This window comes from Streptomyces sp. NPDC051776 (assembly GCF_040681345.1).
GTDB lineage: Bacteria > Actinomycetota > Actinomycetes > Streptomycetales > Streptomycetaceae > Streptomyces.
The window spans coordinates 87,842-113,644 of the sequence record NZ_JBFAYQ010000022.1 but is presented as its reverse complement, the minus strand read 5'-3'; the positions used below and the strand labels follow the sequence as shown (position 1 = coordinate 113,644).

At 71.7% G+C, this 25,803-nt stretch carries 11 protein-coding genes and 2 pseudogenes; 7 read left to right on the top strand and 6 right to left on the bottom strand.

The window, feature by feature from the left end; translation table 11 throughout:
- Window positions 1-223: 223 nt before the first annotated feature.
- Window positions 224-715 (bottom strand): hypothetical protein, encoded by a 492-nt coding sequence (locus AB0M26_RS18690; protein WP_365262109.1) that lies wholly within the window; start codon window positions 713-715, stop codon window positions 224-226.
- A gap of 222 nt (window positions 716-937) precedes the next feature.
- Between AB0M26_RS18690 and AB0M26_RS18685 the strand changes: the two genes are divergently transcribed.
- The gene (locus tag AB0M26_RS18685; RefSeq protein WP_365262106.1) at window positions 938-4,087 is read left to right on the top strand and encodes an alpha-N-acetylglucosaminidase; all 3,150 of its coding nucleotides are present in this window, start codon (window positions 938-940) and stop codon (window positions 4,085-4,087) included.
- A 427-nt stretch (window positions 4,088-4,514) separates the two neighbouring features.
- On the opposite strand, the gene AB0M26_RS18680 is transcribed toward AB0M26_RS18685, so the two are convergent.
- The 4 genes and pseudogenes from AB0M26_RS18680 to AB0M26_RS18665 all read right to left on the bottom strand — a co-directional run.
- On the bottom strand, window positions 4,515-5,243 hold the full coding sequence (locus tag AB0M26_RS18680; protein ID WP_365262103.1) for a TetR/AcrR family transcriptional regulator: 729 nt from the start codon (window positions 5,241-5,243) through the stop codon (window positions 4,515-4,517).
- 117 nt (window positions 5,244-5,360) lie between these two features.
- Window positions 5,361-7,364, bottom strand: a complete 2,004-nt coding sequence (locus tag AB0M26_RS18675) for a hypothetical protein (protein ID WP_365262100.1) — start codon at window positions 7,362-7,364, stop codon at window positions 5,361-5,363.
- Between the two features lie 242 nt (window positions 7,365-7,606).
- Window positions 7,607-12,959 (bottom strand): annotated as a pseudogene (pulA, locus tag AB0M26_RS18670) (pullulanase-type alpha-1,6-glucosidase).
- 479 nt (window positions 12,960-13,438) lie between these two features.
- Window positions 13,439-14,836: pseudogene (locus tag AB0M26_RS18665) on the bottom strand (alpha-amylase family protein); the annotation flags it as partial.
- Window positions 14,837-15,169: 333 nt separating this feature from the next.
- Between AB0M26_RS18665 and AB0M26_RS18660 the strand changes: the two are divergent.
- The 6 genes from AB0M26_RS18660 (at window position 15,170) to AB0M26_RS18635 (ending at window position 22,513) form a co-directional block, all read left to right on the top strand.
- Window positions 15,170-16,471: an extracellular solute-binding protein gene (locus tag AB0M26_RS18660; RefSeq protein ID WP_365262097.1), complete on the top strand. Its 1,302-nt coding sequence runs from the start codon at window positions 15,170-15,172 to the stop codon at window positions 16,469-16,471.
- Window positions 16,472-16,914: 443 nt separating this feature from the next.
- Window positions 16,915-17,796 (top strand): sugar ABC transporter permease, encoded by an 882-nt coding sequence (locus AB0M26_RS18655; protein WP_365262128.1) that lies wholly within the window; start codon window positions 16,915-16,917, stop codon window positions 17,794-17,796.
- Window positions 17,793-18,698 (top strand): ABC transporter permease subunit, encoded by a 906-nt coding sequence (locus tag AB0M26_RS18650; protein WP_365262094.1) that lies wholly within the window; start codon window positions 17,793-17,795, stop codon window positions 18,696-18,698. The genes AB0M26_RS18655 and AB0M26_RS18650 overlap by 4 nt, the downstream gene beginning before the upstream one ends.
- Before the next feature lie 94 nt (window positions 18,699-18,792).
- A complete protein-coding gene (locus AB0M26_RS18645; RefSeq protein ID WP_365262091.1) occupies window positions 18,793-20,499 on the top strand; it encodes a glycoside hydrolase family 13 protein in 1,707 nt (568 codons plus the stop codon).
- A 25-nt stretch (window positions 20,500-20,524) separates the two neighbouring features.
- Complete coding sequence (locus AB0M26_RS18640; RefSeq protein WP_365262088.1) at window positions 20,525-21,574, top strand: LacI family DNA-binding transcriptional regulator; 1,050 nt, start codon at window positions 20,525-20,527, stop codon at window positions 21,572-21,574.
- A 60-nt stretch (window positions 21,575-21,634) separates the two neighbouring features.
- Window positions 21,635-22,513 (top strand): phosphatase PAP2 family protein, encoded by an 879-nt coding sequence (locus AB0M26_RS18635; RefSeq protein WP_365262085.1) that lies wholly within the window; start codon window positions 21,635-21,637, stop codon window positions 22,511-22,513.
- A 116-nt stretch (window positions 22,514-22,629) separates the two neighbouring features.
- Here AB0M26_RS18635 and AB0M26_RS18630 read toward each other — a convergent pair whose 3' ends face one another.
- Entirely contained in the window at window positions 22,630-25,644 is a 3,015-nt protein-coding gene (locus tag AB0M26_RS18630) for a bifunctional [glutamine synthetase] adenylyltransferase/[glutamine synthetase]-adenylyl-L-tyrosine phosphorylase (RefSeq protein ID WP_365262125.1), read from the bottom strand.
- Between the last annotated feature and the right edge of the window lie 159 nt (window positions 25,645-25,803).

Sequence of the window (25,803 nt, the reverse complement as noted above, 5' to 3'; positions counted from 1 at the left end):
TCACGATGACGCCCTTGCCTCCGGCTCGGGGTTAGCACCACCTCTTCCCCCAGGGGACTTCCACCCCCAAGCAATCGCCCATGCTGGGCGCACCACGGAAAGCCCCCCGCACCTCCAGGTGCGGGGGGCTTCGTGCGGTCCTGACGCTTCGGATCTGCGCCGGCCGGGTTCACCTCACCGTGGCCGGACGCGGCGGTCGGCTCACCGTGGCCGGACGCGGCGGTCAGCCGGAGTGGTGGCCGCCGCCGTGCTCCGCGGCCCCGCCCTCGTGCTCCTTGCCACCGTGGTCCGTGCCGCCCTCTGAGCCGCCGCCGTGCCCCCCGTGGTCGGGCGCCTTCTCCACATTGCCGCCGAGCTTGCCGCGCAGATCGCCGATGACGTCCGCGTCGCCCACGGCCACCCACTTGGGACCGACGAGGTAGGAGCCGCCGTACGCCTGTGCACTGCTCAGCCAGTCCTGCTGGCCCGTGTTGGTCGTGAACGTCGCCAGCACATACTTCTTCTTCTCCCCGACCTTGCACAGGCCCTGCCGGACATCTTCCGCATCAACCTGGATGTCTGGCTTGCACTCGGCCTTCTTCGCAAGCTCCTCCACGGAGCCGGTCGCCGTCTTCGGCACCTTGTCGCCGTCGTCCAGCAGCCCGCACCCGGCGGACAGCAGCAGCACGGCGGACAGGGCGGCGGCACGGCTCGACAAGCGCCTCGGTGCTCGCATCGATGACCTCCTGACAGGACCACTTCCGGACGGCGGCACACGCCGCCACCACCCCGTACGAGAATGACCGGCGGATTGCTCAGTCTTCCGCGGATTGCTCAATCTTCCGCGGAGTGCTCCCTCGCGCGCCCCATTGCTCCCCCTTGGCCCGTCTCATTAACGTGCATCCCGCATGCACATGACGCCACACCACCGCATCGTTACGCACAGTGGGGAGCGCACGTGACCGATCCGCACCGCCGCACCGTGGCCAGACGGACTCTTCTCGGGACCGCGGGAGCGCTCGGCGCAGCCGCGGCCCTCGGTGCCGCCCCGCCCGCGGGCGCCGCGGCACCCGGCCCGTTCTCCACCGCCCCGGCGCGCGCGGCGCTGGGGCGGCTGCTGCCGCACCACGCCGGGCAGTTCCGCCTCACGGCGCTGGCAAGGGGACGGACCGGCGGCGAACGGTTCCGGGTCGCCGGCTCGGCCGGCCGCGTCGAGGTGGCGGGCACCAGTCCCGCGGTGCTGCTCACGGGCGTCCACTGGTACCTCAAATACGTGTGCGGGACGCACATCTCCTGGGCCGGCACGCAGCTCGGCCTGCCGGACCGGCTCCCCGCGCCGGACCGCCCCCTGGAGCGGTCCGCGACGGTACCCAGCCGCTTCGCGTTCAACGACACGCACGACGGCTACACCGCGCCGTACGCCGACTGGCCGAGTTGGGAGCGGCTCATCGACGTCATGGCGCTGCACGGCTTCAACCAGCTGCTGGTCACGCCGGGGCAGGAGGCGGTCTACCACCGGCTGCTCCAGGACTTCGGTTACTCCGACACCGAGGCGCGCACCTGGCTGCCCGCCCCTTCCCACCAGCCGTGGTGGCTGCTGCAGAACATGAGCGCGTACGGCGGACCGGTCAGCCCGGCGCTCCTGGCCAAGCGGGTCGACCTGGGACGCAGGATCACCGCCCGGCTGCGCGAGCTGTGCATGGCACCCGTGCTCCCCGGCTACTTCGGCACCGTCCCGGACGGCTTCGCGGCCCGCAACCCGGGGGCCCGGACGATCCCGCAGGGGACCTGGTCCGGGCTGAAGCGACCGGACTGGCTCGACCCGCGGACCGACGTCTTCCGCCGGGTGGCCGCGGCCTTCTACCGCCACCAGGAAGATCTCTTCGGCCCGGCGGACCACTTCAAGATGGACCTGCTGCACGAGGGCGGCGATCCCGGGGACGTGCCGGTGCCGGACGCGGCACGCGCCGTCGAGCGGGCCCTGCAGGAATCCCGTCCGGGAGCGGTGTGGGTGATCCTCGGCTGGCAGGACAACCCGCGCCGGGAGCTCCTCGACGCCGTGGACAAGAACCGCATGCTGGTCGTCGACGGGCTGTCGGACCTGGAGAAGGTCACCGACCGCGAGAGGGACTGGGGTAACACCCCGTACGCGTTCGGCACCATCCCCAACTTCGGCGGGCGGACGACGATCGGCGCCAAGACCCACCGGTGGGCCGAACGGTTCACCCTCTGGCGGGACAAGCCCGGCAGCATGCTGCGGGGCGTGGCGTACATGCCGGAGGCCGTCGAGCGGGACCCGGCCGCGCTGGAGCTGTTCAGCGAACTGGCCTGGAGGGACGAACCGGTGGACCGCGCCGCCTGGTTCGACGGCTATGCGGATCTGCGGTACGGCGGGCGGGATCAGCGGGCGCGCGAGGCGTTCGCCGCGCTGCGCGGCACCACGTACGAGATCAGCAGCCGGGACGGCCGCCCGCACGACTCCATCTTCGCCTCGCGCCCCAGCCTCACCGCCGCCTCCGGCACGCACTACGCCACGCACACCCCGGCCTTCGACCCGGCGGGGTTCGACACGGCGTTCGCGGCGCTGCTGGGCGTACGGGCGAGGCTGCGCGGATCGGACGCGTACCGCTACGACGTGACCGACGCGGCGCGGCAGGCGCTCGCCAACCGCTCGTGGCAGCTCCTCCCCCAGCTCCGGACCGCCTACGAGCGCAAGGACCGGGACACCTTCCGCGCCCTGGCCGGGTTGTGGCTGAAGCTGATGACGCTCAGCGAGGAAGTCACCGGATCGCACCGGTTGTTCCTGCTCGGACCCTGGCTGGAGGACGCCAAGCGGATGGCGTCGAGCGGCGAGGAGTCGGCGGCGCTGGAGCGGACGGCACGGGTGCTCGTCACCACCTGGGCCGACCGGGGCACCGCGGACGGCGGGCGGCTGGCCAACTACGCCAACCGCGACTGGCAGGGCCTCATCGGCGACTTCCACCTTCCCCAGTGGCGGGCGTTCCTGGAGGAGCTGGAGGACGCGCTCGCGGAGAACCGCGCGCCCAAGCCCTTCGACTGGTACGCGATCGAGGAGCCGTGGACGCGAGAGCGGAAGGCGTATCCGCTGCGGGCGACCGGGGACGCGTACCGCACGGCGCGGCGCGTGCGCGACGTGCTGGCCACCGCTCCGTACCAGGGACTTGTGGGGGTCACCGCCGAGCCGTCGACGCTGCCGCCGGGCGGCACCGCGCGGGTCTCCGCGGACTTCCGCAACGTCAACGGCCTGGCCGCCACCGGGCGCGTGGACTTCCAGCTGAGCGGGGTGGACGCCGATGCCGAGGGAGCCACGTCGCTGCCGCGCGTCGAGCCCGGGGGCAGCGGCACGGTCCGCTGGCAGGTGAAGGCCCCGGCCGGTCCCCTGGAGCGGCCGCTGAAGCCGCTGCCTTACGAACTGACCGCCACGTACGGGCCGGAGGGCCAGGAGCGGGTACGGGTCGTCCACCCCGGCACGCTGTTCGTGGCGGGGCCGCTGGCGGAGGGCTGGCGGACGGTGACGAACAACGCGGCGGTGTTCGGGCAGTTCGGGGAGCGCATCGGCATCGACGGCGCGGGAGCGGACCTGTGGAAGGGCACGGCCGAGTTCGGTGCCGTCTACCGCGAGGGTGCGCTGACCACCGGCACGTCGGTGACCGTACGCGTCGACACGCAGGCCGTGACCGGGCCCTGGGCGCGGTGCGGCATCATCGTCCGCAACAGCCTGGCGACGGCCGGATCCGCCGGTTTCCTCAACCTGTCGGTGACACCGGCCAACGGCGTGGTGCTCACCTACGACGCGAACGGCGACGGGACGCTCGATACGTTCCAACGCCTCACGGGGGTGCGGGCGCCGGTCATGCTGCGCCTGACGCGCGACCCGGACTCCGGTGCCTGCACCGGCGAGTGCTCGTCGGACGACGGGGCCGAGTGGCGCACTGTGGGGACGGTGACGGTGCCGGGCGCGGCGCCCACGCAGGACGTGGGGCTGTTCATGTCGGCGGCGAACGGCGGGAACGGGGCGCGCGGAACGGTGGAGTTCAGCGGCTGGAAGACCGGACCCGCGGCGGGGGCGGCGCGCTCCGCCGGATGAGCACGGGATGAGCACGGGCCGCCCGGCTTCTCTGAACTCCGGGCGGCCTCAGGCCGATCGGACTCGCAGGAGCGGCCTCGGCGCCATCGGGCCCCGGGACCTTCGGAACTTGGGGCCATCGGACCCCGGGCCTCCGGGCTCCGGGCAGTCGTGTTCCGGGCGGTCTCACTCCGGGCCATCGGACCCCGGGCCTTCGGAACTTGGGGCCATCGGACTCCGCGCCATCGGACTCCGGACGGCCGCGTCCGGGCGGTCTCACTCCGGGCCATGGGAGGCCGGCCTTCGGAACTTGGGGCCATCCGACTCCGCGCCATCGGACTCCGCACCACCGGCTCCGGGCCTTAGGACCCCGGGCCTCCGGGCTCCGGGCGGTCTTGTTCCGAGCGCTCCCTGACCGGGCAGCCGGGCTCGGCTCGACCGGCCCGGCTCAGGACCTGGAGGCGGCCGGAGGCTCGGAGGGTGCGGGCAGCAGTGAGAGGAGCCGGCCCACCAGATCCGCGAACGTGCCGTCCGGCTCCTGCCCGACGATCCGCCGCGCCAGCTCGGCGCACTCGTCGTCGTGCGCCGCGCTCACGACGACCAGCGCCATGAAGTCGTGGACGAGCTGCAACTCCAGCTCCGTACGCGGGATGCGCCGACCGTCGAGCCACGTCAGGGCCGTCGTCTCGCACAGCCCGATCCAGGAGCGCACCGCAAGGGCGAGCCGGGGACCGGGGTCGGTGACATGGAGGTGCGCGAGCATGTGGTCGTACGCCGACCGGCGCACCTCGTCGATCATCGCGGTCGTCCGCTCCGAGCCGATCGTGGAACTGCCGCCGCGCAACAGGGCCTCGAAGCCCGGCCCGTGCTCGTCGACGAAGTCGAAGAAACGGCGGATGACGCGCAACAGGCGCACCCCGGGCGGACCGTCGTCGGGTTCGGCGAATCGGCCTCTCAGTTCGTGTGCCGCGCGGCGCACCACCTCGTCGTAGAGGCTGTGCTTGCCCGGGAAGTAGTGGTAGACGAGGGGCCGGGAGATCCCGGCGGCCGTCGCTATGTCGTCGATCGACACATCGCCCGGGGGCCGTTGGCTGAAAAGCTCCTGTGCCACGGCTATCAGTTGCTCGCGCCGCTCCTCCACGCCCATTCTGCGCCGGCGCACCACCCCAGTCGTCATGCGCATACCCTAACCGCCCGCCCGGCGCCAGCGGCTGGGGAGCCAAACCACTGACCGGAAGAGGACCGCGTGAGCCATGCGGCCCAAAGTGCGCAGTTCAGTGGCAGTTTGGCGGGATCAGCGCAGCGCTCTCAGCCGCTCGCCGTTCTCGAGGCGCGCGTCGAGTTCCGAGCGGGCCCCCGCTTGCGCCGCCAGAGCCAGCACATTGCCCCGCGCACTCCCCTTCACCCCGCCCGACGCCGTGATGGAGGCGACCTGTTCACTGCCCGCGGCCAGCACGTACCAGGCCCCTTTCCGCGACTGCCACAGCACACCGGAGAGGACGCGGGGGGCGTGCGGGCCGCAGGCCGTGGTGCCCTCCGCCTGGGCGGTCACCGCACTCGGAACGCCCACCGCCCTCGCGGGTGGCTGGAACTGCACCATGACGCGGCTGCCGCCTCCGCGCCAGGTCTCCGCGCGCGTGCACACCCAGGCCGCGGTCCCGCCGCTGTCCGGCAACCGCTGCTCCGCGAACTGCCAGGAGTTCACGGCCCGTACCCCTGTCGCGCGCACCGCCGGGAGATGACAGGCCGTACGCGCCCAGGCGGCGCGCGCCGCCCGCCCCGACACGTCGCGGGCCGGGAGCTGCGGATTGCCGTACGTCAGACGGGCCGGGACCAGCTCCCCGAGATCGGTGAGCAGATGCGCAGCACGGCGGTGGCCGTCTCCTGCCGGTGCCACGCCGCGCAGCTCCAGGGCGGGCCACGACCTGCAGGTGATCGCGGCTGACGGGCTGGGCATGGGGTCGGTGACGCCATCCCCGGTGCGCCCCAGCGAACGCCCCGCGTCCCGCGGCCGCAGCAGATCGCGCAGCCGCGCCTCGGAGACCCACGGGGCCGTCAGATAGCGGACGTTGTGCTCGCCACGGCCCACGACGAGTGCGGTGGCCGAGGCCGACGCGGCCCCGTCCGCCCGGGCGAAGTCCAGCACCGCCCCGCCGCCTCCGCCCTGCTTGGCCTCGGCGTACCGCACCACCCGCAGCCCGTCGTACAGCAGCACCACCGCGGCCCGGTCGACCTCGCCCGCGTACAGCAACTGCGCCGGGCCCGGCGGCGGTCCCGAGGCGGTCCCGGGGGTGGCGGACACCCGTACCGCCGGCCCGGGGCGCGCCCAGACGGCCAGCGCTCGCCGCAACAGGGGCCGGTCGCCGACCCGGTTGCCGCGCGTGGGCCAGGCGGTGAAGTCCGTACGGTCCGCCGTGCGCCAGGCCGTCGGTGCCACGTGCGCCAGTTCGGCGGGGTCGAGTGCCTTCTCGGAAGCGGGGTTGCGGGCGTACGGCGGTGCCGCCGCCCCGTCCGGACCCCAGCCCTCGCCCGGGAGGCCGAGAAGCGTGCCGCACACCACGACTGCCGCGGTGGCGGCGACTGCCGCCCGCACGTGCTGCCGGCGGCGGAGCAGATCGGTGGGGCGCGCCTGCAGAGAGCACGGGTCGAACTCCGGTGACTCCAGCAGCAGTTCGTCCCTGCTGCCGCCCGGTGCCGGCATGCGGCCGGCCTCCTCCAGTGCCGCCGGGGCGTCCTCGACGCCTGCCGCAGCCAGCAGCCGCCGCACCTCGGGGTCGGTCAGCCGTTCCAGGCCGCGCAGGACGTGCGCCGCCCTGGCGGCGGCCGAGACCGACGACAGGGCTTGGTCCAGGGCGAGTTCGTCGGCCCCTCCCGGCCGGGGATGCAGGCGCAGCCCCCAGACGTGGGGCAGCAGCGGAGGCAGATCGGTGCGGCGCGGAAGCCCCCAGCGCCGCCGCGGCCGCCCTGCCCTGAGCGCGGCCCGCAGCACCCTGAGCCGTACGTAGGCGTATCCCGGCTGCTCCGTCGCGCCGACCTCCTCGGCGCGCGGCGCGGGGAGCCCGGCGTCCTCCGGGCGAACGGGCAGCCCGCGGGCGGCGCGCCCCCGCGGAAGGGCGCCCTGCACCAACGCGTGCGCGGTGAGCAGCCGCTGGTTCCGGGCGGGACCCGGCGGCAGGACGAGATACGCGATCCGCACCAGCCGCGGGTAGTACCCGACGAGCGCGGCCTCGGCCTGTTCGAGCCCGATGGGGCCGGACGGGACGGATGAGGGTGTGGCTGTCGCTTCTCGTGACGTCACGTTCAGCAGAACGAGCGAATCCTCCGATGGTCACCTCGACGGGGACGCCGGTCTCGTACCGCCTTCTCCGCGCCCGCCCGTGGTCCGGCTCGCTCCTCCGAGACTCCTGACGTACGGGAGCTCAATTCCCGCCGCCGGTGGTCGGCGTACGGCTTCGGCGCCGGCGCCTTGTTATGGAGCTCCCCGACCGCCACCGGAAGACGGCGGCGGTCGGAGCAGCCGGGAAACGGCGACAGGCTCGGTCAGCGGCGCTCGAAGACCGCGACCGTACGCGCCGGGACGGTGAAGGCGCCCGAACCCTTCGCGTACGACGAGGTCTTGACCACCCGATCGGCGCCCCGCGCCTGCACAGCGTGCAGGGCGTACGGGGTCCCGGCCAGTGAGGCGACCCGCTGCTTCTGCCGTTCCGGGGTCGCGTTGAAGACGACGACGAGGTGGCCGAGTTTCATCGTGATGACTCCCGGTGTCTCGCCGTTGTCCCTCCCCGAGAGGGGGAAGGACAGCGCCGACTGAACCGCGTCCGCCGAAGCCAGGTCGAACGCCTTCTCACTGGTACGGATCCTCAGCAGGTCCCGGTACGCGCCGGACGCCGCGGTGACCGTCCCGCAGCCGGGACGCAGCGCCGGGTCGGCCAGCAGCGGCTCGGCGTACGGCCACTTGGGCTCGTTGTCGGCCGCGGGCGGCAGTCCGCGGCCGAAGCCGTTGCCCGCCGCACCGCACGTCCAGTGGACGGCGTTGAACCAGTCGCCGCTGTCGTAGGAGTTGCGATCCAGCGACTTGGAGCGGAGGAGGTCCGTGCCCGCCTGGGAGAGCGCCGGGCCCTGCGAGAGGGCGGCGGTGGCCGTCGCCAGGACCTGCATCCTGGCCCGGTCCTGCGCCCGCGTGGACCGTGGGAGTTTGAACGCGAGGGCGTCGTAGAGGGTTTCGTTGTCATGGGCGTCGGCGTAGGCGAGGGCGTCGCCCGGCGCGTGCGCGTAACCGGCCGGGGCGCCGTTGTAGTCGACGTCCGCGCCCGTGACCTTCCGGCCGCTGCTGTCGGTGAAGGAGTAGTCGGCGAGATTCCCCGTGAGGCCGACCTTGATCAGGTCCTGGTAGTGCAGCAGCCGCGCCTTCTGCTCATCGCGGGTGCCGCCCGCATTCGACCCGTTGGGGTCGGTGAACAGGCCGGAGGCGAAGCCTTGGGCGCGTGGGTCCTCGTCGAACGGCCCGCCGCCGCGCACCGCGTCACGCGCCCGGTCGGAGAAGGTCGCGATGCCCGTGCCCGCCATGTTCCTCTGCGTGGCCTGCTCGAAGCGGGCGTCGTCGGCGATCTCACCGAAGTTCCAGCCCTCCCCGTACAGGACGATCTTCCTGCCGTCGACGCCGTCCTCCTTGGGGGTGAGGGCGTCGAGCGCCTTGCGCACGGCGAGGATGTTGGCCTTGGGGTGGTGGCCCATGAGGTCGAAGCGGAAGCCGTCGACCTTGTACTGCTTGGCCCAGGTGACGACGGAGTCGACGACGAGCTTGCCCATCATGGCGTGCTCGGGCGCGGTGTTGGCGCAGCAGGTGGAGGTGGCGACCGAGCCGTCGTCCAGCAGGCGCTGGTAGTAGCCGGGGACGATCTTGTCCAGGACGGACTTGTCGTGCTGACCGCCGGCCACGGTGTGGTTGTAGACGACGTCCATCACGGCGCGCAGCCCGGAGGCGTTGAGGCCCTGCACCATCCGCCGGAACTCGACGGTGCGGCGCGTACCCTGCGGATCGCTCGCATAGGAGCCCTCGGGGACGGTGTGGTGCAGCGGGTCGTAGCCCCAGTTGTACGCGTCCTTCCCCGCCGTCTTCGCGATGCACTCCTGCTGTTTCTCGGAGTCCCGTGCGTACGGCGCAAGGTCGCACTTCGGCTCCTGCTGGTCCGCCTCCCGCTCCGGAATGGTTCCGATGTCGAAGGCCGGAAGGAGATGGACGTACGAGGTTCCGGAGCGGGCCATCTTCCGCAGGTGCTTCATCCCGGCCGAATCCCGGTCGGTGAAGGCGAGGTACTGCCCGCGGTGCTCGGAGGTCCGGTCGGCGACAGAGAAATCGCGGATGTGCAGCTCCTGGATCTGCGCGCTCCGCAGGGGAGTTGGGGCGGGCTTCTTCAGGGACGACCAGCCCTTCGGCGCCAGGGCGGGGTCCGCGAGGTCCACGACCAGGCTGCGGCGGGAGTCGGCGGTCAGGGCGGTCGTACGGGTCGGTGACCCTGTTCGTGACCCGCTTCCGCACGGACGGGGCCCAGACGTCGACCACGTAGCGGTACGGCTTTCCGGACCAGCTGCGCTCACCGGTGACGCTCCAGACGCCGCTGCCGCGCTCGCGGCGCATCGGCACGATCCTGCCGTCCAGGTCGAGCGAGACCTTACGCGCCGTCGGTGCCCAGACGGACAGCGTGGGGCGGCCGTCGTGGAAGACCGGGCCGAGCCTCGCCCGTTGCGCCTTGCTCGCGTAGAGGTCGTCCAGCACGCCGGGGATCTGCACGCCGGTCGCCGCCAGCAGGGCTCCCCCCGCGGCCCGTTGCGTGGCGATGATCTGCCCCTTCAAGGCGTCCCGGACACGGTCCCGGTCCCGCGGGTCCACGCGGAACGCCGGATGGTCCTTCAGATGCGGATACGCCTTCTTCTGCGCGTCGGTGAGCGCCGTCGGGTTCAGTCGCAGCCAGTGGCCCTCGTCGCTGAGGGACCCGGCCTCGATGATGATGCCGCCCTCGGGCGCGTACACGAGCTGCGTGCTCGCGGCGCCGGTGGTCCTCGTCTTCCACACCACGGTGTCGCGGTCGATCCACTGCGCCTCGGCCTTGTCGAGGTCGAGGTCGGGCGCACTGCCGGTGCCGGGCAGCAGATACTGCCGCTCGCCGGAGAGCATCCACACCTCGTGGCCGTAGGTCACCGTATCCAGGGACTGGTCGGCGGGCAGGTCCTTCTCGTCGCCCTTGTGGACGATGTAACCGAGGGACTTTGTACCCTCGGCGAGCGGCACTTCGAAGGTCACGCCGTACGCGTCCCTGCGCACGGGCTTCAGCGGCTTCGACCAGTCGGTGGGCTCGGCGGCTCCGGTCCAGGTGTGCAGGCCCCAGCCGTCGTAGTCGCCGTCGGCGCGGTGGTAGTGGAGCACGGCCTTCTTGGTGTCCTGCGGTGGGTAGGCGCCGTGCGGGGCCTGCTCCTCCAGGCCGTCCTTGCCCTGCTCGATCCACACCTCACCGGTGCGGGCGAGGTCGATCGTGCGCTGGGGGCCGTCGGCGGTGCCGTTCTTCTCGACGGCGAAGGGGATCCCGGTGGCGCCGTCCTCCACCTTGACCCAGGCGAAGGCTCCGTACGCGTCGCGGCCGGTGAACTCCGCCGTACCGCCGCCCGTCTTCAGCCGCCACCCGTCGTAGTCGCCGTCGGGGCGCTGGTAGTGGACGACCGCGTAAGCGCGCTGGACAGCGCCCGGCTTCGGCGGCTCGGGGGCCTGCCCGGTGGTGGTCGAGGCGAGCGCGCTCGCGGTCCGGCCGGCGCTGTCGACGGCAACCGCCTTGTAGCGTACGGGAGTTCCGGCGGGAACCTTCGCCGCGATGTGGTGGGTCACCTTGTACGGGGCGTGGTCGGCCGAGCCGAGCACCTTCCAGCTCCCGTTGCCGACCTGGGCGGTGAAAACGACGCGGTTGAGACCGCCGCCGTCCACGTCGGCCGCGACCTCGGCGGTGCCAGTGGCTCCGTCGTCGGGGGCGTCCAGGGCCACCCGCGGCTTCGCAGCCGGAACGGGCAGCTTCTTCTCCGCCCGGTACACGACGGCGGACAGGGCGGGCACCTCGACGGACAGCTTCCGGTCCTCCCCCGCCGTCGCGCCCGCGCCCTTTCCACCGTAGACGGGACGGAAACGCATCCCGGCGGCGGCGGTGGGGATCTCGGCCTTCTTCGCCTCGGTGGCGTTGTTCACCGCCACCACGTACTCGGTGCTCTCCCGCGCATCGGTACGGGAGTAGGCGTAGACGCCCGCGCCCTTCGCCGCGTAGCGCTCGGTCTGCACTCCGTCGCGCAGCGCCGGGTGCTTCTTGGTGAGCTTCGACAGCGCGGCGATCGACCGGTAGAGCGGGTGGCGTGGATCGTAGGCGTCGGTGGCGTGCGTACGGTCGGTGCCGATCAGGTCGTCGTCGAGGTAGTCGTCGGTCTTCGAGGCGAACAGGGTCTGCCGGGCGTCCTTGTCGCCGCCCGCGCCGGTGAAGCCCTGCTCGTCGCCGTAGTAGACGACGGGGTTGCCGCGGTCGAGGAACATCAGCTCGTTGGCCAGGCGCGCCCGGCGCAGCAGTTCGGCGTCGCTCGCCTTCGGGTTGTCCTGCTGGAGGAAGGTCCCTATCCGGCCCATGTCGTGGTTGCCGAGGAAGGTGACCTGCTCGTAGGCGTTGGCCCTGCCACTGGTGTAGCGGTAGTCCTGCGCGAGGACGCCGGACAGCTTCGCCGCGGGGCCGCCCCGCGAGACGTAGGCGCGGGCGGCGTCCTGGAAGGGGAAGTCGAGGGTGGCATCGAGCCGGCCGCGCGTCACATAGGGCGAGGTCACGGCGGGATCAGCCGCGTAGACCTCGCCGAACATGAAGAAGTCCGCACGGCCGTGGCGCGCGGCGTACGCGTCGAGGGCCGTCGCCCACTGGGTCCAGAAGTCGAGGTTCACGTGCTTGACGGTGTCGATGCGGAAGCCGTCGATGTCGAAATCGCGGACCCAGCGCCGGTAGATCCTCTCCATCCCGGCCACGACCTCGGGACGCTCGGTCCACAGGTCGTCCAGGCCCGCGAAGTCGCCGTACTCACTGCTCTCGCCGGCGAAGGTGGAATCGCCGCGATTGTGGTAGAGCGTCGGCTCGTTGAGCCAGGCGGGCACCTTCCTCCCCACACCGGTGCGCGGCTTCGGCGAGTACGGGAAGGAGTCCGCGTCCACGCGCCCCATCCCGGCCCGGTCGTCGAACGGGCGGCCCTCGCGGTCGAGGTACGGGTACGCGCCCTTGGAGCGGTAGCCGTACTCCTTCTCCGCGTAGTCGACGGTGTCGGCGGTGTGGTTGGTGATGACGTCGAAGAAGACCTTCATGCCCTTGGCGTGGGCCTTGTCGATCAGCCTCTCCAGCTCGGCGTTGGTACCGAAGTGCGGGTCGACGCGGGTGAAGTCGGTGATCCAGTAGCCGTGGTACGCGGCGCTCGCGTCCTTGCCCTCGCCCTGGACCGGCTTGTTCTTGAAGATGGGCGCCATCCAGATGGCGGTCGTGCCCAGCCCCTTGATGTAGTCGAGCCTTTCGGTCAGGCCCTTGAGGTCGCCGCCCTGGTAGAAGCCCTTGTCGGTGGGGTCGAAGCCGTTGTCGAGGCGGCCCCCGGTCAGCCCGCCGCGGTCGTTGGCGGCGGAGCCGTTGGCGAAGCGGTCGGGGAGGACGAAGTAGAACTGCTCGCGTGTGAGGTCGTGCCGAGCGGGCTGCGCGGCGAGCGCGGCATCCGACGGCGGAGGCGGCGCGGCGGCGGCCGCTTCCGCGGCGGGCGGCCCACCGGACGGCAGCAGTGCGAGCACTGCTGCCGCTGCGGTGGCGAGCGCGGTTCTGCGCCCGGTGGTGCGGATGCGCTTCATCGGCTGAATCTCCTTCGGAGGGAGGGGGGTTGCTGTCTTCACTGCTTCCGCTGCGGCGAACCTTCCTCGCGCCGGGCCCCCCGCCCGGCCGCCCCATCGGCGTGGCCGAGCGTGAGCCTGTGCCATCGGCCTCCGGCGGCGTGGGGCGCGCACCGTGACCGGGCCCGGCCACCGTCGAAAGCCTCACGGCACCGCCGGGGGCGTGACACCGGCGGTGCCCAGCGGTCCCGGCGCGCTCGCGCGACGCGGGGCCCTGCGCCCGGCCCCACGCCGCCGAGGCGGCAGGCACCCCGCCACGGAGCCGCGCGGCGCTGGGGAGCCGCCGGGCCGCCCCCGGCCGCCGGGACGGCGGCCGTCCCGGCGGCCGGAGGTTGCCGCGGAGCTCGTGCACCACGGACGCCGTGCACCACGGACCTCGTGCGCCGCGGGCACCGCTTCCCCGGCCGCGCCGCCGCGGCCGCCCGTGGCGGCCGTCACTCGCAGGAGCGCGCTCCCGCGTGGACCGCCAGCGCCGTGCCGGGGGCCAGCGTGGCGTCCAGTCGGCCGGAGCCGTCCACCGTCACCGTGCGGCCGGACTGGACGTCGCAGTAGTCGCCCGCCGCCAGTGACGTCCGGAACGTCCGGGTCAGGGACTCGCCCTCGTGGTTGATCGCGACGAACCCCCTGTCCCCGCGCCCGAAAGCGATTGCGTCGTTGCCGTTGTCCCACCAGTGGGTGACCTCGGTGCCGCGCACGGTGTTGCGGAAGTCCACCATCCGCTCGATCTCCGGCCATGCGTGCTGGCACTTCCACCGGTCCTGGTAACAGGCGCTCACCGCACCGTCGTTCGGCGGCCCGGCGTCGCGGTCGGTGAACTCGTAGCCGGAGTGGACGTCCGGGGCACCGTACGGCCAGGCCAGCATGAAGACGTGCGCCAGCGTGTAGTCGGCGCCGTCCTTGTAGCTGAGGGTGTCGCCGCTGCGTTCGGTGTCGTGGTTGGCGACGAAGACGGCCGAGGAGCCGCTGGGCATGTAGCCCCAGCCCTCGCCGTAGTTCTTCAGGTACGCCAGCCGTTCGCCGGTGAAGACCCGTTTCAGGTCGCGCGCGTAACGGAACTCCTGGACGTCGCCCGTGTCCCGGTACTCGGACGGCGACACCGCCTCGCCCGCGCCGTAAATGGCCTCCTGCTTCCAATAGGCGTCCGGGGCGCTCAACTTGGCCTTGATGGCCCGCAGATCGCCGGCAGGCATGTGCTTGGCCGCGTCGATGCGGAAGCCGTCGACCCCGAGGGAGAGCAGGTCGTTCATGTAGGCGGCGATGCGGGAGCGGACGTACTCCTCGCCGGTGTCGAGATCCGCGAGCTCGACGAGTTCGCAGTTCTGGACGTTCGCCCGGTCCTGGTAGTTGTCGATGGTGGACCGGCAGTCGTCCATGTCGGCACCCGAATAGATGCCGGGGTACTCGTACTTGGTGTACCGGGAGCCGCCGGTGCCCGTCCCGTCGGCGGACGCCATGTGGTTGATGACAGTGTCCGCGACGACCTTCACACCGGAGTCGTGGCAGGCGTCGACCATGGCCCCGAAGGCCGCGCGGTCGCCGAGGCGTCCGGCGATCCTGTAGCTCACGGGCTGGTACGAGGTCCACCACTGTTCGCCCCTGATGTGCTCCTGGGGCGGCGAGACCTGGACGTATCCGTAGCCCGCCGGACCGAGCGAATCCCGGCACTCCCGGGCAACCGAGTCAAAACGCCATTCGAAGAGGACAGCGGTGACGTCCTTGCCCCCGGGCGGGGACGCCGAGGCCCGGGCTGTCGCGGCGGGTGAGACGAGGGCGGCGGCGGCAGCCGCGAGGGCCACCGCGACGACGAAGGACTTGCCGGCCGTTCCGCCGACAGACATGGCCATGAATCCTCCTGTGGGGGGAGGTGTGGGTGACGGTGCAGCCTTGTGGCAACGCGCCATGCCCGTAAGGCCATTGTGGTGATGGTTCTTGCAGCAAGCCGTCAGCGGCCTGCTACCGCGGAGACCGTACGAGGCTCGAACATCGGGGTCAACCCCTGGGACACGAAGAGGCAACAGCAAGGAAATCCCCCCGTTTTCTTTCTGCAAGCTCTTTCGCAAGAGATTGCAGCCCTGTTAGCTTCCTCCCAGCCCGGGGCCGCCGAGGGAGAGGCGAGTCGCACAGATGGCACTGATCCACCAGGCTGGGCCGCACTCAATGAGGAGATCAATATGCGTCGAGGCATATCGGTCGCCGCCGTGGCCGGGGTGCTGGCCCTGGCGGCGACGGCCTGCGGTGGGGACAACGGGGACAGCGGAGGCGACGGCTCCAAGGCCGCCAAGGACCCGGGCAGCGTGACCGGCACCGTGACGTGGTGGGACACCGCCAACGAGGCCGAGGGCCCCACATACGAGAAGCTGGTGAAGGACTTCGAGGCCGAGTACCCCAAGATCAAGGTCAAGCGCGTCCCCGTCTCCTTCGACGCGGCCGAGCAGAAGTTCAAGACCGCGGCCCAGTCCGGCAAGGGCGCCCCCGACGTCATCCGCACCGACGTCGGCTGGTCGGCCGGGTTCGCCAACCTCGGCTACCTCCAGCCGCTGGACGGCACCCCTGCGCTGGACAACGCGGACGACTTCCTCGATGGCCCCCTCTCCACCGCCAAGTGGAAGGGCGAGACGGTCGGTGTCCCCCAGGTCACCGACACCCTCGGTCTCCTCTACAACAAGGAGATCTTCAAGAAGGCCGGTATCGAGAAGCCCCCGGCCACCTGGGAGGAGTTCGTCGAGACCGCGAAGACCGTCAAGAAGAAGACGGGCGTCGCCGGCACCCAGCTCAACCCCGAGGGCTACTTCTCCCTGCCGTTCATCTACGGCGAGGGCGGTGACATGCTCGACACCAAGGGCAAGAAGATCACCGTGAACTCGCCCGAGGCCGTCAAGGGCGTCAAAACCGCTGTAGGCATGGTGAAGTCCGGGGTCTCCCTCAAGCCCGCCACCACGGACGGCTACGTCGCGGCGCAGACCTCCTTCAAGGACGGCAAGGTCGCTATGGTCGTCAACGGCCCCTGGTCGGTGGCCGACGACTACACCGGCAAGGCGTTCAAGGACAAGCAGAACCTGGGCATCGCCACGATCCCGGCGGGTTCGTCCGGCAAGGGCGCTGCCCCCATCGGCGGCCACAACTACTCGGTCTACCGCGGCTCGCAGAACAAGGACGCGGCGTACCTCTTCGTGAAGTTCATGTCCTCCGCCAAGAGCCAGGAACTCACCGCCACCGAGATCAACACGCTGCCGACACGCAAGTCCGCCTACACCGCGGAGGTCACCGCCGATCCGGCGAAGAAGGCCTTCCAGGACGCGCTGGCCACCGCCAAGTCGCGGCCCGTCATCCCCGGTGTCGGTGATCTGTTCGTCGCCTTCGACCAGCACTACGTGAAGATCCTGCGCGGACAGACCACCCCGAAGGCGGGGCTCGACGCCCTTGCCGAGGAGTGGAAGTCCAAGCTGATCAAGGACTACGAGATCGCCGGATAGGGCGTGTCGGACACGCCCTGGGCAGCCGATCGGCGGCCGGGTCACCGACTCCGGCCCGGTCCGGCCCGGGCTCCCCGCCGAGGGGAGGGCCGCTCCCGCCCCGCGCGGGTGCGGCCCACGCGCCGCCCGGCCGGGCCGGGCCGGTCCCACCGCCCGCCGGGCGAGGGCGAGTTGACCGCCGCCCCATCCGGTGCCCCGGCCCCCCATCCGGCGCCCCGGTGGGTGACCGGCCCGGAACAGCCGCCCCCGTCCCGTAGACCCACGACCCGCTCGACCCGCGACCCGCAGAAAGCCGTGGAGCCATGACCACAGCCGTCACCAAGCCCGGGAGCCCGGCGAGCTCCGGCAGCACCGGCGCCGGGGGCCCGGACCGGAAGCAGCCGCGCCCGTCCCTGCTCGCCCGTGCCCGGCGATCGTTCGACACCCACTGGTACGCGTGGGCGATGGTGCTGCCCGTCGTCGTGGTGCTCGGGGTGCTCGTCGGCTATCCGCTCGGCCGCGGGATCTACCTGTCCTTCACCGACGCCAACGAGGCCAACATCGGCCGCGTGATCGGTGACTTCGAGGTTCCGTCCACCTACACGTTCATCGGCCTCGACAACTACTGGAACATCCTCTCCGGCCGGGAGGGCTCCTTCTACCCGCGGCTCACCTGGACCGTGATCTGGACCGCGAGCTGTGTGTTCCTGCACTACACCATCGGCCTGGGCCTGGCCATGCTGCTCAACCGGCAGGTGAAGGGCCGTTCGCTCTACCGCGTCCTGCTGATCCTGCCCTGGGCGGTCCCGGCGTTCGTCGCCGCCTTCGCCTGGAAGCTGATGTACAACTCCGACAACGGTGTGCTCAACGCCCTGCTCGGCAAGGTGGGCATCGGGGCGGTCGACTGGCTCGGTGACCCCTTCGTCCAGAAGATCTCGGTCATCGCCGTCAACACCTGGCTCGGTGTGCCGTTCATGATGGTCGCGGTCCTGGGCGGACTGCAGGCGATACCACGGGAGTTGCACGAGGCGGCGGAGATGGACGGCGCGAGCGCGTGGCAGCGGTTCCGCCATATCACCCTGCCCGGACTGCGGCCCGTCAGCAGCACCGTCATCCTGCTCGGCACCATCTGGACCTTCAACATGTTCCCGATCATCTACCTCGTGATCGGCCAGGCAGGCGGGACCGAGAGCGAGATCCTGGTGACGTACGCCTACCGGCTCGCCTTCCAGGGCGTCCGCGACTACGCGGCCTCCGCCTCGTACGGGATCGTCATCCTCTCCCTGCTGCTGGTCTTCTCCGTCTTCTACCGCAGGATGCTCGACCGCCAGGAGGCCGTCCGATGAGCGCCCCCGCCCCTGCACCCGCCTCCGTGACCACCGCACCGGCCGCGGCGCCCGCCGCGATGCGCCGCGTACGCCGCCGCGGCGAGCGCTCCAAGGGTGCCTCGGCCGCCCTGCACACCACGCTCGTGGCGGCCTCGATGGTCGCCCTCTTCCCGGTCGTCTTCATCGTGCTGGTCTCGCTGCGCGGCGAGAACGGCTGGACGCACCCGATGGAGATGTCCGGCTTCACGCTCAGCAACTACGTCCATGTGCTGGACGACACCGAGTTCGTCACCTGGTTCGCCAACTCGGTCGTCATCGCGGGCGGCACGATGCTCGTCGGCGTCCTCATCGCGGCCAGCGCCGGTTATGCCCTGTCCCGGATGCGGTTCCCCGGGCACGGGACCCTGATGTGGTCCTTCCTGCTCTTCCAGATGTTCCCGGTCGCGGTGCTGATCGTGCCGCTCTACAACATCCTGGGAAAGCTGGGCCTGCTGGACTCCTACAGCGGCCTGATCCTCACCTACTGCTCGGTGTCCGTGCCGTTCTGCGCCTGGATGCTCAAGGGCTACTTCGACACCATTCCCGCCGAGATCGACGAGTCGGGGCGGGTCGACGGCCTGACCCCGTTCGGCACGTTCTGGCGACTGGTCGTGCCACTGGCCCGGCCCGGTCTCGCGGTGACCGCCTTCTACACCTTCCTGACCGCCTGGAGCGAAGTCGCCTTCGCCACGCAGTTCATGAGCAGCGAGGAGAACTACACGCTCGCCGTCGGCCTGCAGACCTTTGTGGGGCCGCACCGCGCCGAGTGGGGCCTGATGACCGCCTCGTCCGTACTGATCATGGTGCCGGCCGGAATGCTGTTCTTCTTCGCGCAGAAGCACCTGGTCGCCGGGCTCACCGCGGGAGGCACGAAGGGCTGATCCACCGTCATCGGTCCGTGCGTGTGCGGGCCGACCCTTCAAGACCACCGCTTCCCGCAGCCCCGTTGGGCCCACCCTATGAGGGACGTCACACATGACCCAGGACCTCGCCCCGTCCGTCCGTGAGGAGACCGCCCCGGAGCGGTGCGCCGACTGGTGGCGCGACGCCGTCATCTACCAGGTGTACGTACGGTCGTTCGCGGACAGCGACGGTGACGGGATCGGCGATCTCCGGGGGATCCGCGACCGTCTGCCCTATCTGGCGGAGCTGGGCGTGGACGCCGTCTGGCTCACTCCCTTCTACGCCTCGCCGCAGGCGGACGGCGGCTACGACGTCGCCGACCACCGCGCCGTGGACTCGCTGTTCGGCGATCTGTCCGACGCGGACGACCTGGTGCGGCGCGCCCACGAGCTGGGCCTGAAGGTGATCGTGGACATCGTCCCGAACCACACCTCCGACCAGCACCAGTGGTTCCGGGCCGCGCTCGCGGAGGGGGCGGGCGCGGCCTCCCGGAACCGCTACCACTTCCGGCCCGGCCGGGGCGGGAACGGCGAACTGCCGCCGAACGACTGGGAGTCGGTCTTCGGCGGCCCGGCCTGGACCCGTACGACCGGCGCGGACGGGATGCCCGGCGAGTGGTATCTCCACCTGTTCGCGCCCGAGCAGCCCGACCTCAACTGGGACAACCCGGAGGTCCGCGAGGAGTTCGAGTCGATCCTGCGGTTCTGGCTGGACCTGGGCGTCGACGGCTTCCGCGTCGACGTCGCGCACGGCATGATCAAGGCCGAAGGGCTGCCGGGGATCGGCCGCAGCGAGCAGGCGAAGATGATCGGTGCGCAGGTGCTGCCGTTCTTCGATCAGGACGGGGTGCACGAGATCCACCGCTCCTGGCGGCAGTTGCTGGACTCCTACGGCGACGGGCGCATCGGGGTCGCCGAGGCGTGGGCCCCCAGCACCGAGCGGCTCGCGCTGTACGTGCGCCCCGACGAGCTGCACCAGGCGTTCAACTTCCATTTCCTGACCTGCGCGTGGGACGCGGACGCGATGCGCGGCGTCATCGACGAGTCCCTGGCCGCCACCACCTCGGTCGGTGCCCCCACCACCTGGGTGCTGTCCAACCACGACGTGGTGCGCCACACCACCCGCTACGGCGGCGGCGAGGCGGGGCTACGCCGGGCGCGTGCGGCGGCGCTGCTCACGCTCGCGCTGCCCGGGTCCTCGTACGTGTACCAGGGCGAGGAGCTGGGTCTGCCGGAGGTGACGGACCTGCCCGACGATGTGCGCCAGGACCCGGCGTTCTTCCGCGGCAAGGACGAGGCGGCGCGGTGGGGGTCCCCCCGGACGGAGTCCGGGGGAGCAACGGATGAGGGTGGTGGTGAGCCGGCGGGCGGGCAGGACGGCATGCGCGACGGCTGCCGGGTGCCTATCCCGTGGTCGGGCGAGGAGGCGCCGTACGGGTTCGGGCCCGGCGCAAGCTGGCTTCCGCAGCCCGCCACCTGGCGGGAGTTGTCGGTGGAGGCTCAGTCAGGCGATCCGCGCTCGACGCTGGAGCTGTACCGCTCCGCGCTGGCGCTGCGCCGCCGCCTCCCCGGGCTCGGGGACGGGACGATGGCATGGCTGGAGGCTCCGGACGGGGTACTCGCCGTGTCCCGGCCGGGCTTCGTGTGCACGCTCAACACCCTGGACAGCGAGGTCGAACTGCCCGTGCCGGGGCGGCCGGTGCTGGCCACCGCTGCCCTGCATTTCACGGGCGGCAGCGTCCACATCCCGGCCGACACCTGTGTCTGGTGGGAAGTCTGAGATGCGACCGGTACAGTCCACCCCCGTGACCGCACGGCTCTCCGACATCGCAGGCCAGGCGGGTGTCAGCGAGGCGACAGTCAGCCGGGTGCTCAACGGGAAGCCCGGCGTCGCGGCGGCCACCCGCCAGTCCGTCCTGGCCGCGCTGGACGTGCTCGGCTACGAGCGCCCGGTTCGGCTGCGGCAACGCAGTGCCGGTCTGGTGGGGCTGATCACGCCTGAGCTGGAGAACCCGATCTTCCCGGCCTTCGCGCAGGTCATCGGCCAGGCCCTCACACAGCAGGGCTACACCCCCGTACTGGCCACCCAGACGCCCGGAGGCTTCACCGAGGACCAGCTCACCGAGATGCTGGTGGACCGGGGCGTCGCCGGGATCATCTTCATCTCCGGCCTGCACGCGGACACCTCGGCCGACACCGAGCGGTATGAGCAGCTGCGCGCGCAGGGCGTGCCGTTCGTCCTCATCAACGGCTTCTCCTCGAAGGTGCAGGCGCCGTTCGTCTCGCCCGACGACCGGGCCGCGGTCCGGCTGTCGGTCACTCACCTCGCGGCCCTGGGCCACGAGCGGATCGGGCTGGCGCTGGGACCGAAGCGGTTCGTCCCGGTGCAGCGCAAGATCGAAGGCTTCCTGCAGAGCATGCAGGAGCAGCTCGGCCTGTCCTCCGATGACGCACGGTCCCTGGTCGAGCACTCGCTGTACAGCCTGGAGGGCGGTCAGGCGGCGGCGTCCGCACTGATCGGGCGGGGCTGCACGGCGGTGGTGTGCGCCAGCGACATGATGGCGCTCGGCGCGATCCGGGCGGCCCGGCAGCACGGCCTGGAGGTGCCGCGCGACGTCTCGGTGATCGGCTTCGACGACTCCCCGCTGATCGCCTTCACCGATCCCCCACTGACCACCATCCGGCAGCCGGTGCCGGCGATGGGGCAGGCGGCGGTCCGGGCGCTGCTGGAGGAAATCGGCGGTACTCCGGCGCCGCCCAGCGAATTCGTCTTCCTGCCCGAGCTGGTGGTCCGCGGGTCGACGGCCGCAGGACCCAAAGGGCAGGCTGCCCCTGCGAGGCGTAGCGTGGGCTGAGAGGAACCGGACGACGCTTAGTGATCGGTAGCAGGTCGCCATCTGGCAGACTGTCCCGCTATGGGTGAAGCGACTGTGGAGACTCTGGAGGGCCGGACGGTCACCCCGTCACCCATCGATGGGCGAGCGGACCGCCCGACAGAACCGCGGCGTGCATGGATCGACCGGTTGCGCACCCCACGCAGACCGCGGCTTTGGTTCGAGATCCTCCTCATCGCCGTCAGCTACTGGACGTATTCGCTGGTCCGCAACGCCGTTCCGGAGCAGAAGCAGGAAGCCCTGCAGAACGCCGACTGGATCTGGCGCGTGGAGGAAGCCCTCGGCATCGCCGTGGAGCGGACGGTCAACCACGCGGTGAATTCCGTGGAGTGGCTGATCGTCGGCATGAACTACTACTACGCGACGCTGCACTTCATCGTCACCATCGGTGTGCTCGTCTGGCTCTACCGCGGCCACCCGGGGCGTTACGCGGCGACGCGGCTGGTCCTCTTCGCCACCACGGGTGTTGCCCTGCTCGGCTACTACTTCTACCCGCTCGCGCCACCCCGTCTGATGTCGGGTGAGGGGTTCATCGACACCGTGCTCGTGCACGAGACATGGGGGTCGATGGCGTCCGGGAATCTCGCCGACATGTCCAACCAGTACGCCGCCATGCCCTCGATGCACATCGGCTGGTCGGTGTGGTGCGGCATCACCATCGCGATACTGGCGCGGCCGATGTGGGCGAAGGTACTGGGCCTGGTGTATCCGGCGTTCACGCTGCTGGTGATCGTCGCCACGGCCAATCACTTCTGGCTGGACGCGGTCGGTGGGCTGATGTGCCTGTCGTTCGGGTACGCGCTGTCGTATCTCTTGTACGGCTCGGTCGCATACCGGATGCCGCGGCGGGTGAAACCCGTCTCGGGGGGCGCGGAGCTCGAACTGCGGCCCGTGGTCTGACCTCCAAGGCCCACGAGTCCGGCCTCTCCGGTCCCACGGGTCCGGCCTCTCCGGTCCCGCGGTCCGGCCTTCCCGCCCTTCCTTCCCCTCCGTCGCCCGCGCGCGGAGGGCGGCGTTCACGTCCCGTAGAACAGCGCGTCGACCACGGCTCGCGCGCGCCGCGTCACCCGCCGGTAGTCGTCGAGCATCTCGCCGACGTGGCCCGGCTCGTAGCCGAGGTAGCGGCCCACTGCGGCCAGTTCCCGCGCCTCGGTCGGGAAGGTGTCCCCGGGCCGGCCGCGCACCAGCATCACTGCGTTGCGCACCCGGGTGGCCAGCACCCACGCCTCGTCCAGCACCTGTGCGTCCTCGGCGCCGATCAGTCCGGCTTCGCGAGCGGCGTACAGGGCCTGCCGTGTGCGGGTGGTGCGCAGGCCGGGTTCGTCCCCCGCGTGCTGGAGTTGCAGGAGCTGCACGGTCCACTCGACGTCGGAGAGGCCGCCGCGGCCGAGCTTGGTGTGCAGGGTCCGGTCGGCGCCGCGGGGCAGCCGCTCGGACTCCATACGGGCCTTGAGCCGCCGGATCTCGCGTACGGACTCCTCGGTCAGGCCACGCTCGGGGTAGCGCAGCGGGTCGATCAGCTCGACGAACCGCTCCCCCAGGTCAGCGTCGCCCGCCACCGGCGCGGCACGCAGCAGGGCCTGGCTCTCCCATACCAGCGACCAGCGGCGGTAGTAGGCGGCGTACGAGGCCAGGGTCCGCACCAGCGGGCCGGACTTGCCCTCGGGGCGCAGGTCGGCGTCGATGAGCAGCGGCGGGTCGGCGGTTGGCAACTGCAGCAGGCGGCGCATCTCGTTGGCGACGGCGAAGGCGGCCTGCGCGGCCTCCTGCTCGGGCACGCCGTCCCGCGGCTCGTACACGAACAGCACGTCGGCGTCGGAGCCGTAGGACAGCTCCTGGCCGCCGAAGCGGCCCATGCCGATCACGGCGAACCGGGCAGGCAGCTCGTCGCCCCACTTGTCCCGCACGGCGGCACGCAGGGCGCCGGCGATGGTCGCGGCGTTGAGATCGGTGACGGCGCTGCCGACCATGTCCACCACTGATCCGTGGTCGGTCTCCGCGGGGCTCGACTCGGTGCCGTACGCGCCCACGATGTCGGCGGCCGCGGTGCGGAACAGCTCGCGGCGGCGGACCCCCCGGGCGGCGGTGACGGCGTGCGCGGCGTCGTCGGCCCGGCCCACCGCGGCCAGCACTTCCTGCTCCAGATGCGCCCGGTCGCGGGGCTGCAGACCCTCCGGGTCGCCGAGCAGCGCGACCGCCTCGGGGGCGCGGAGCAGCAGGTCGGGGGCGAGGCGGCCGGCGGACAGCACGCGGGCCAGATTCTCCGCGGCGGCACCCTCGTCGCGCAGCAGCCGCAGATACCAGGGTGTCTTGCCGAGGGCGTCGGAGACCTTGCGGAAGGCGAGCAGCCCGGCGTCCGGATCGGCGGAGTCGGCGAACCAGCCGAGCAGTACGGGCAGTAGCGTCCGCTGGATCGCGGCCTTGCGCGTGACGCCCGAGGCCAGGGCCTCCAGGTGGCGCAGCGCGGCGGCCGGGTCGGCGTAGCCCAGGGCTTCGAGGCGCTGCCGGGCTGCGCGCGAGCTGAGCCGGGCCTCCGCCGATTCGAGCTCGGCGACGGCACTCAGCAGCGGCCTGTAGAAGAGCTTCTCGTGCAGCCGCTGCACCTCGCGCGCGTGCCGCCGCCACTCGGCGTGCAGCGTCGCCACGGGCTCGCCGGCCGCGGGCCAGTCGTAGGTGCGGCCCAGAGTGCGGCCGAGACGCCGCTGATCGGCCTCCTCCTCGGGCACGAGGTGGGTACGGCGCAGCTTGTGGAGCTGGATGCGGTGCTCCATGGTGCGCAGGAAGCGGTACGCGGCGTCCAGCGCGGCGGCGTCGGACCGCCCCACGTAGCCACCGGCGGCGAGGGCGGCCAGGGCGTCGAGGGTGGTGCCGCTGCGCAGCGATGTGTCGGAGCGGCCGTGCACGAGCTGGAGGAGCTGTACGGCGAACTCCACGTCCCTCAGACCGCCGGGGCCGAGCTTGAGTTCGCGCTCGACCTGGGACGCGGGGATGTTCTCGACGACGCGTCGGCGCATCTGCTGGACGTCGGCCACGAAGTTCTCGCGGTCGGCGGCCTGCCAGACCATCGGCGCGACGGCGTCCGCGTACTCACGGCCGAGGGCGAGGTCGCCGGCGACCGGGCGGGCCTTCAGCAGCGCCTGGAACTCCCAGGTCTTGGCCCACCGCTGGTAGTACGCGAGGTGGCTGGAGAGCGTGCGGACCAGGGGGCCGTTGCGCCCCTCGGGGCGCAGGTTCGCGTCCACCGGCCAGATGGTGCCCTCGGCGGTGGTGTCGGAGCAGATCCGCATCATGTGGGAGGCGAGGCGGGTGGCGGCCTGGATGGCCGTGGCCTCGTCGGTGCCGTCGACGGGCTCGGCGACGAAGACGACGTCCACGTCCGACACGTAGTTGAGCTCATGGCCTCCGCACTTGCCCATGGCGATGACGGCGAGCCGGCAGACCGCGGCGTCGTCGGGCGCGGCGGCCTCGGCGAGGCCGAGGGCGGCCCGGAGGGTGGCGGTGGCCAGGTCGGCGAGTTCGGCGGCGGCGTAGGCGACGTCCGTGGTACCGCAGACGTCGCGGGCGGCGATGGTGAGGAGGCAGCGCCGGTACGCGGCCCGCAGCGCGTCCGGGTCGGGCACCCCGTCGAGCAGATCCTCGAACTCCTCGACGCCAGGGTGCAGATCGGCCGATTCGTACGTGACCAGGGCGTGCCAGTCGAGCGGGTGGCGGGCGAGATGGTCGCCGAGCGCCTCGGAGGCCCCGAGGACACCGAGGAGGCGGTCGCGGAGCGGTTTGGCGCTGACGAGCGTGTCGAGGAGGACCTGCGCCTCGGCCCCGTGCTCCCGCAGTGACTCCACCAGCCGCACGAGGCCGATCAGGGCGAGGTCGGGGTCCGCGGTGGAACCGAGGGCGTCGAGCAGCACGGGATCGGAGCGGACGGGTGCGAGCGCCGGGGCGTCCAGCAGCCGGACCGCGGCGGAGGGGTCGGTGAACCCGTGCCTGAGCAATTGCGTGAACGTGCTGCTCCGGCGTCCCTGCGGCACGGACATGGACATACCGCCGCCTCCTGTCGATCACGGGCCGATGACGAGCCTAGCCGCCCCCGGCGACCGGGCGCGCGGCCGCCGAGGGTGGCGCGCGCCCGCGCGCCCCGTACGCCCCTGCCCCCGGCATCCGTGGGCCCCGGCACCCGGCGTCCCTGGGCCCCG

Coding starts and splice junctions, on each gene's coding strand:
- AB0M26_RS18655 (WP_365262128.1), top strand. CDS start 16,915: ATGGTGCTGCCCGTCGTCGTGGTGCTCGGGGTGCTCGTCGGCTATCCG.
- AB0M26_RS18690 (WP_365262109.1), bottom strand. CDS start 715: ATGCGAGCACCGAGGCGCTTGTCGAGCCGTGCCGCCGCCCTGTCCGCC.
- AB0M26_RS18680 (WP_365262103.1), bottom strand. CDS start 5,243: ATGACGACTGGGGTGGTGCGCCGGCGCAGAATGGGCGTGGAGGAGCGG.
- AB0M26_RS18635 (WP_365262085.1), top strand. CDS start 21,635: ATGGGTGAAGCGACTGTGGAGACTCTGGAGGGCCGGACGGTCACCCCG.
- AB0M26_RS18645 (WP_365262091.1), top strand. CDS start 18,793: ATGACCCAGGACCTCGCCCCGTCCGTCCGTGAGGAGACCGCCCCGGAG.
- AB0M26_RS18630 (WP_365262125.1), bottom strand. CDS start 25,644: ATGTCCGTGCCGCAGGGACGCCGGAGCAGCACGTTCACGCAATTGCTC.
- AB0M26_RS18660 (WP_365262097.1), top strand. CDS start 15,170: ATGCGTCGAGGCATATCGGTCGCCGCCGTGGCCGGGGTGCTGGCCCTG.
- AB0M26_RS18650 (WP_365262094.1), top strand. CDS start 17,793: ATGAGCGCCCCCGCCCCTGCACCCGCCTCCGTGACCACCGCACCGGCC.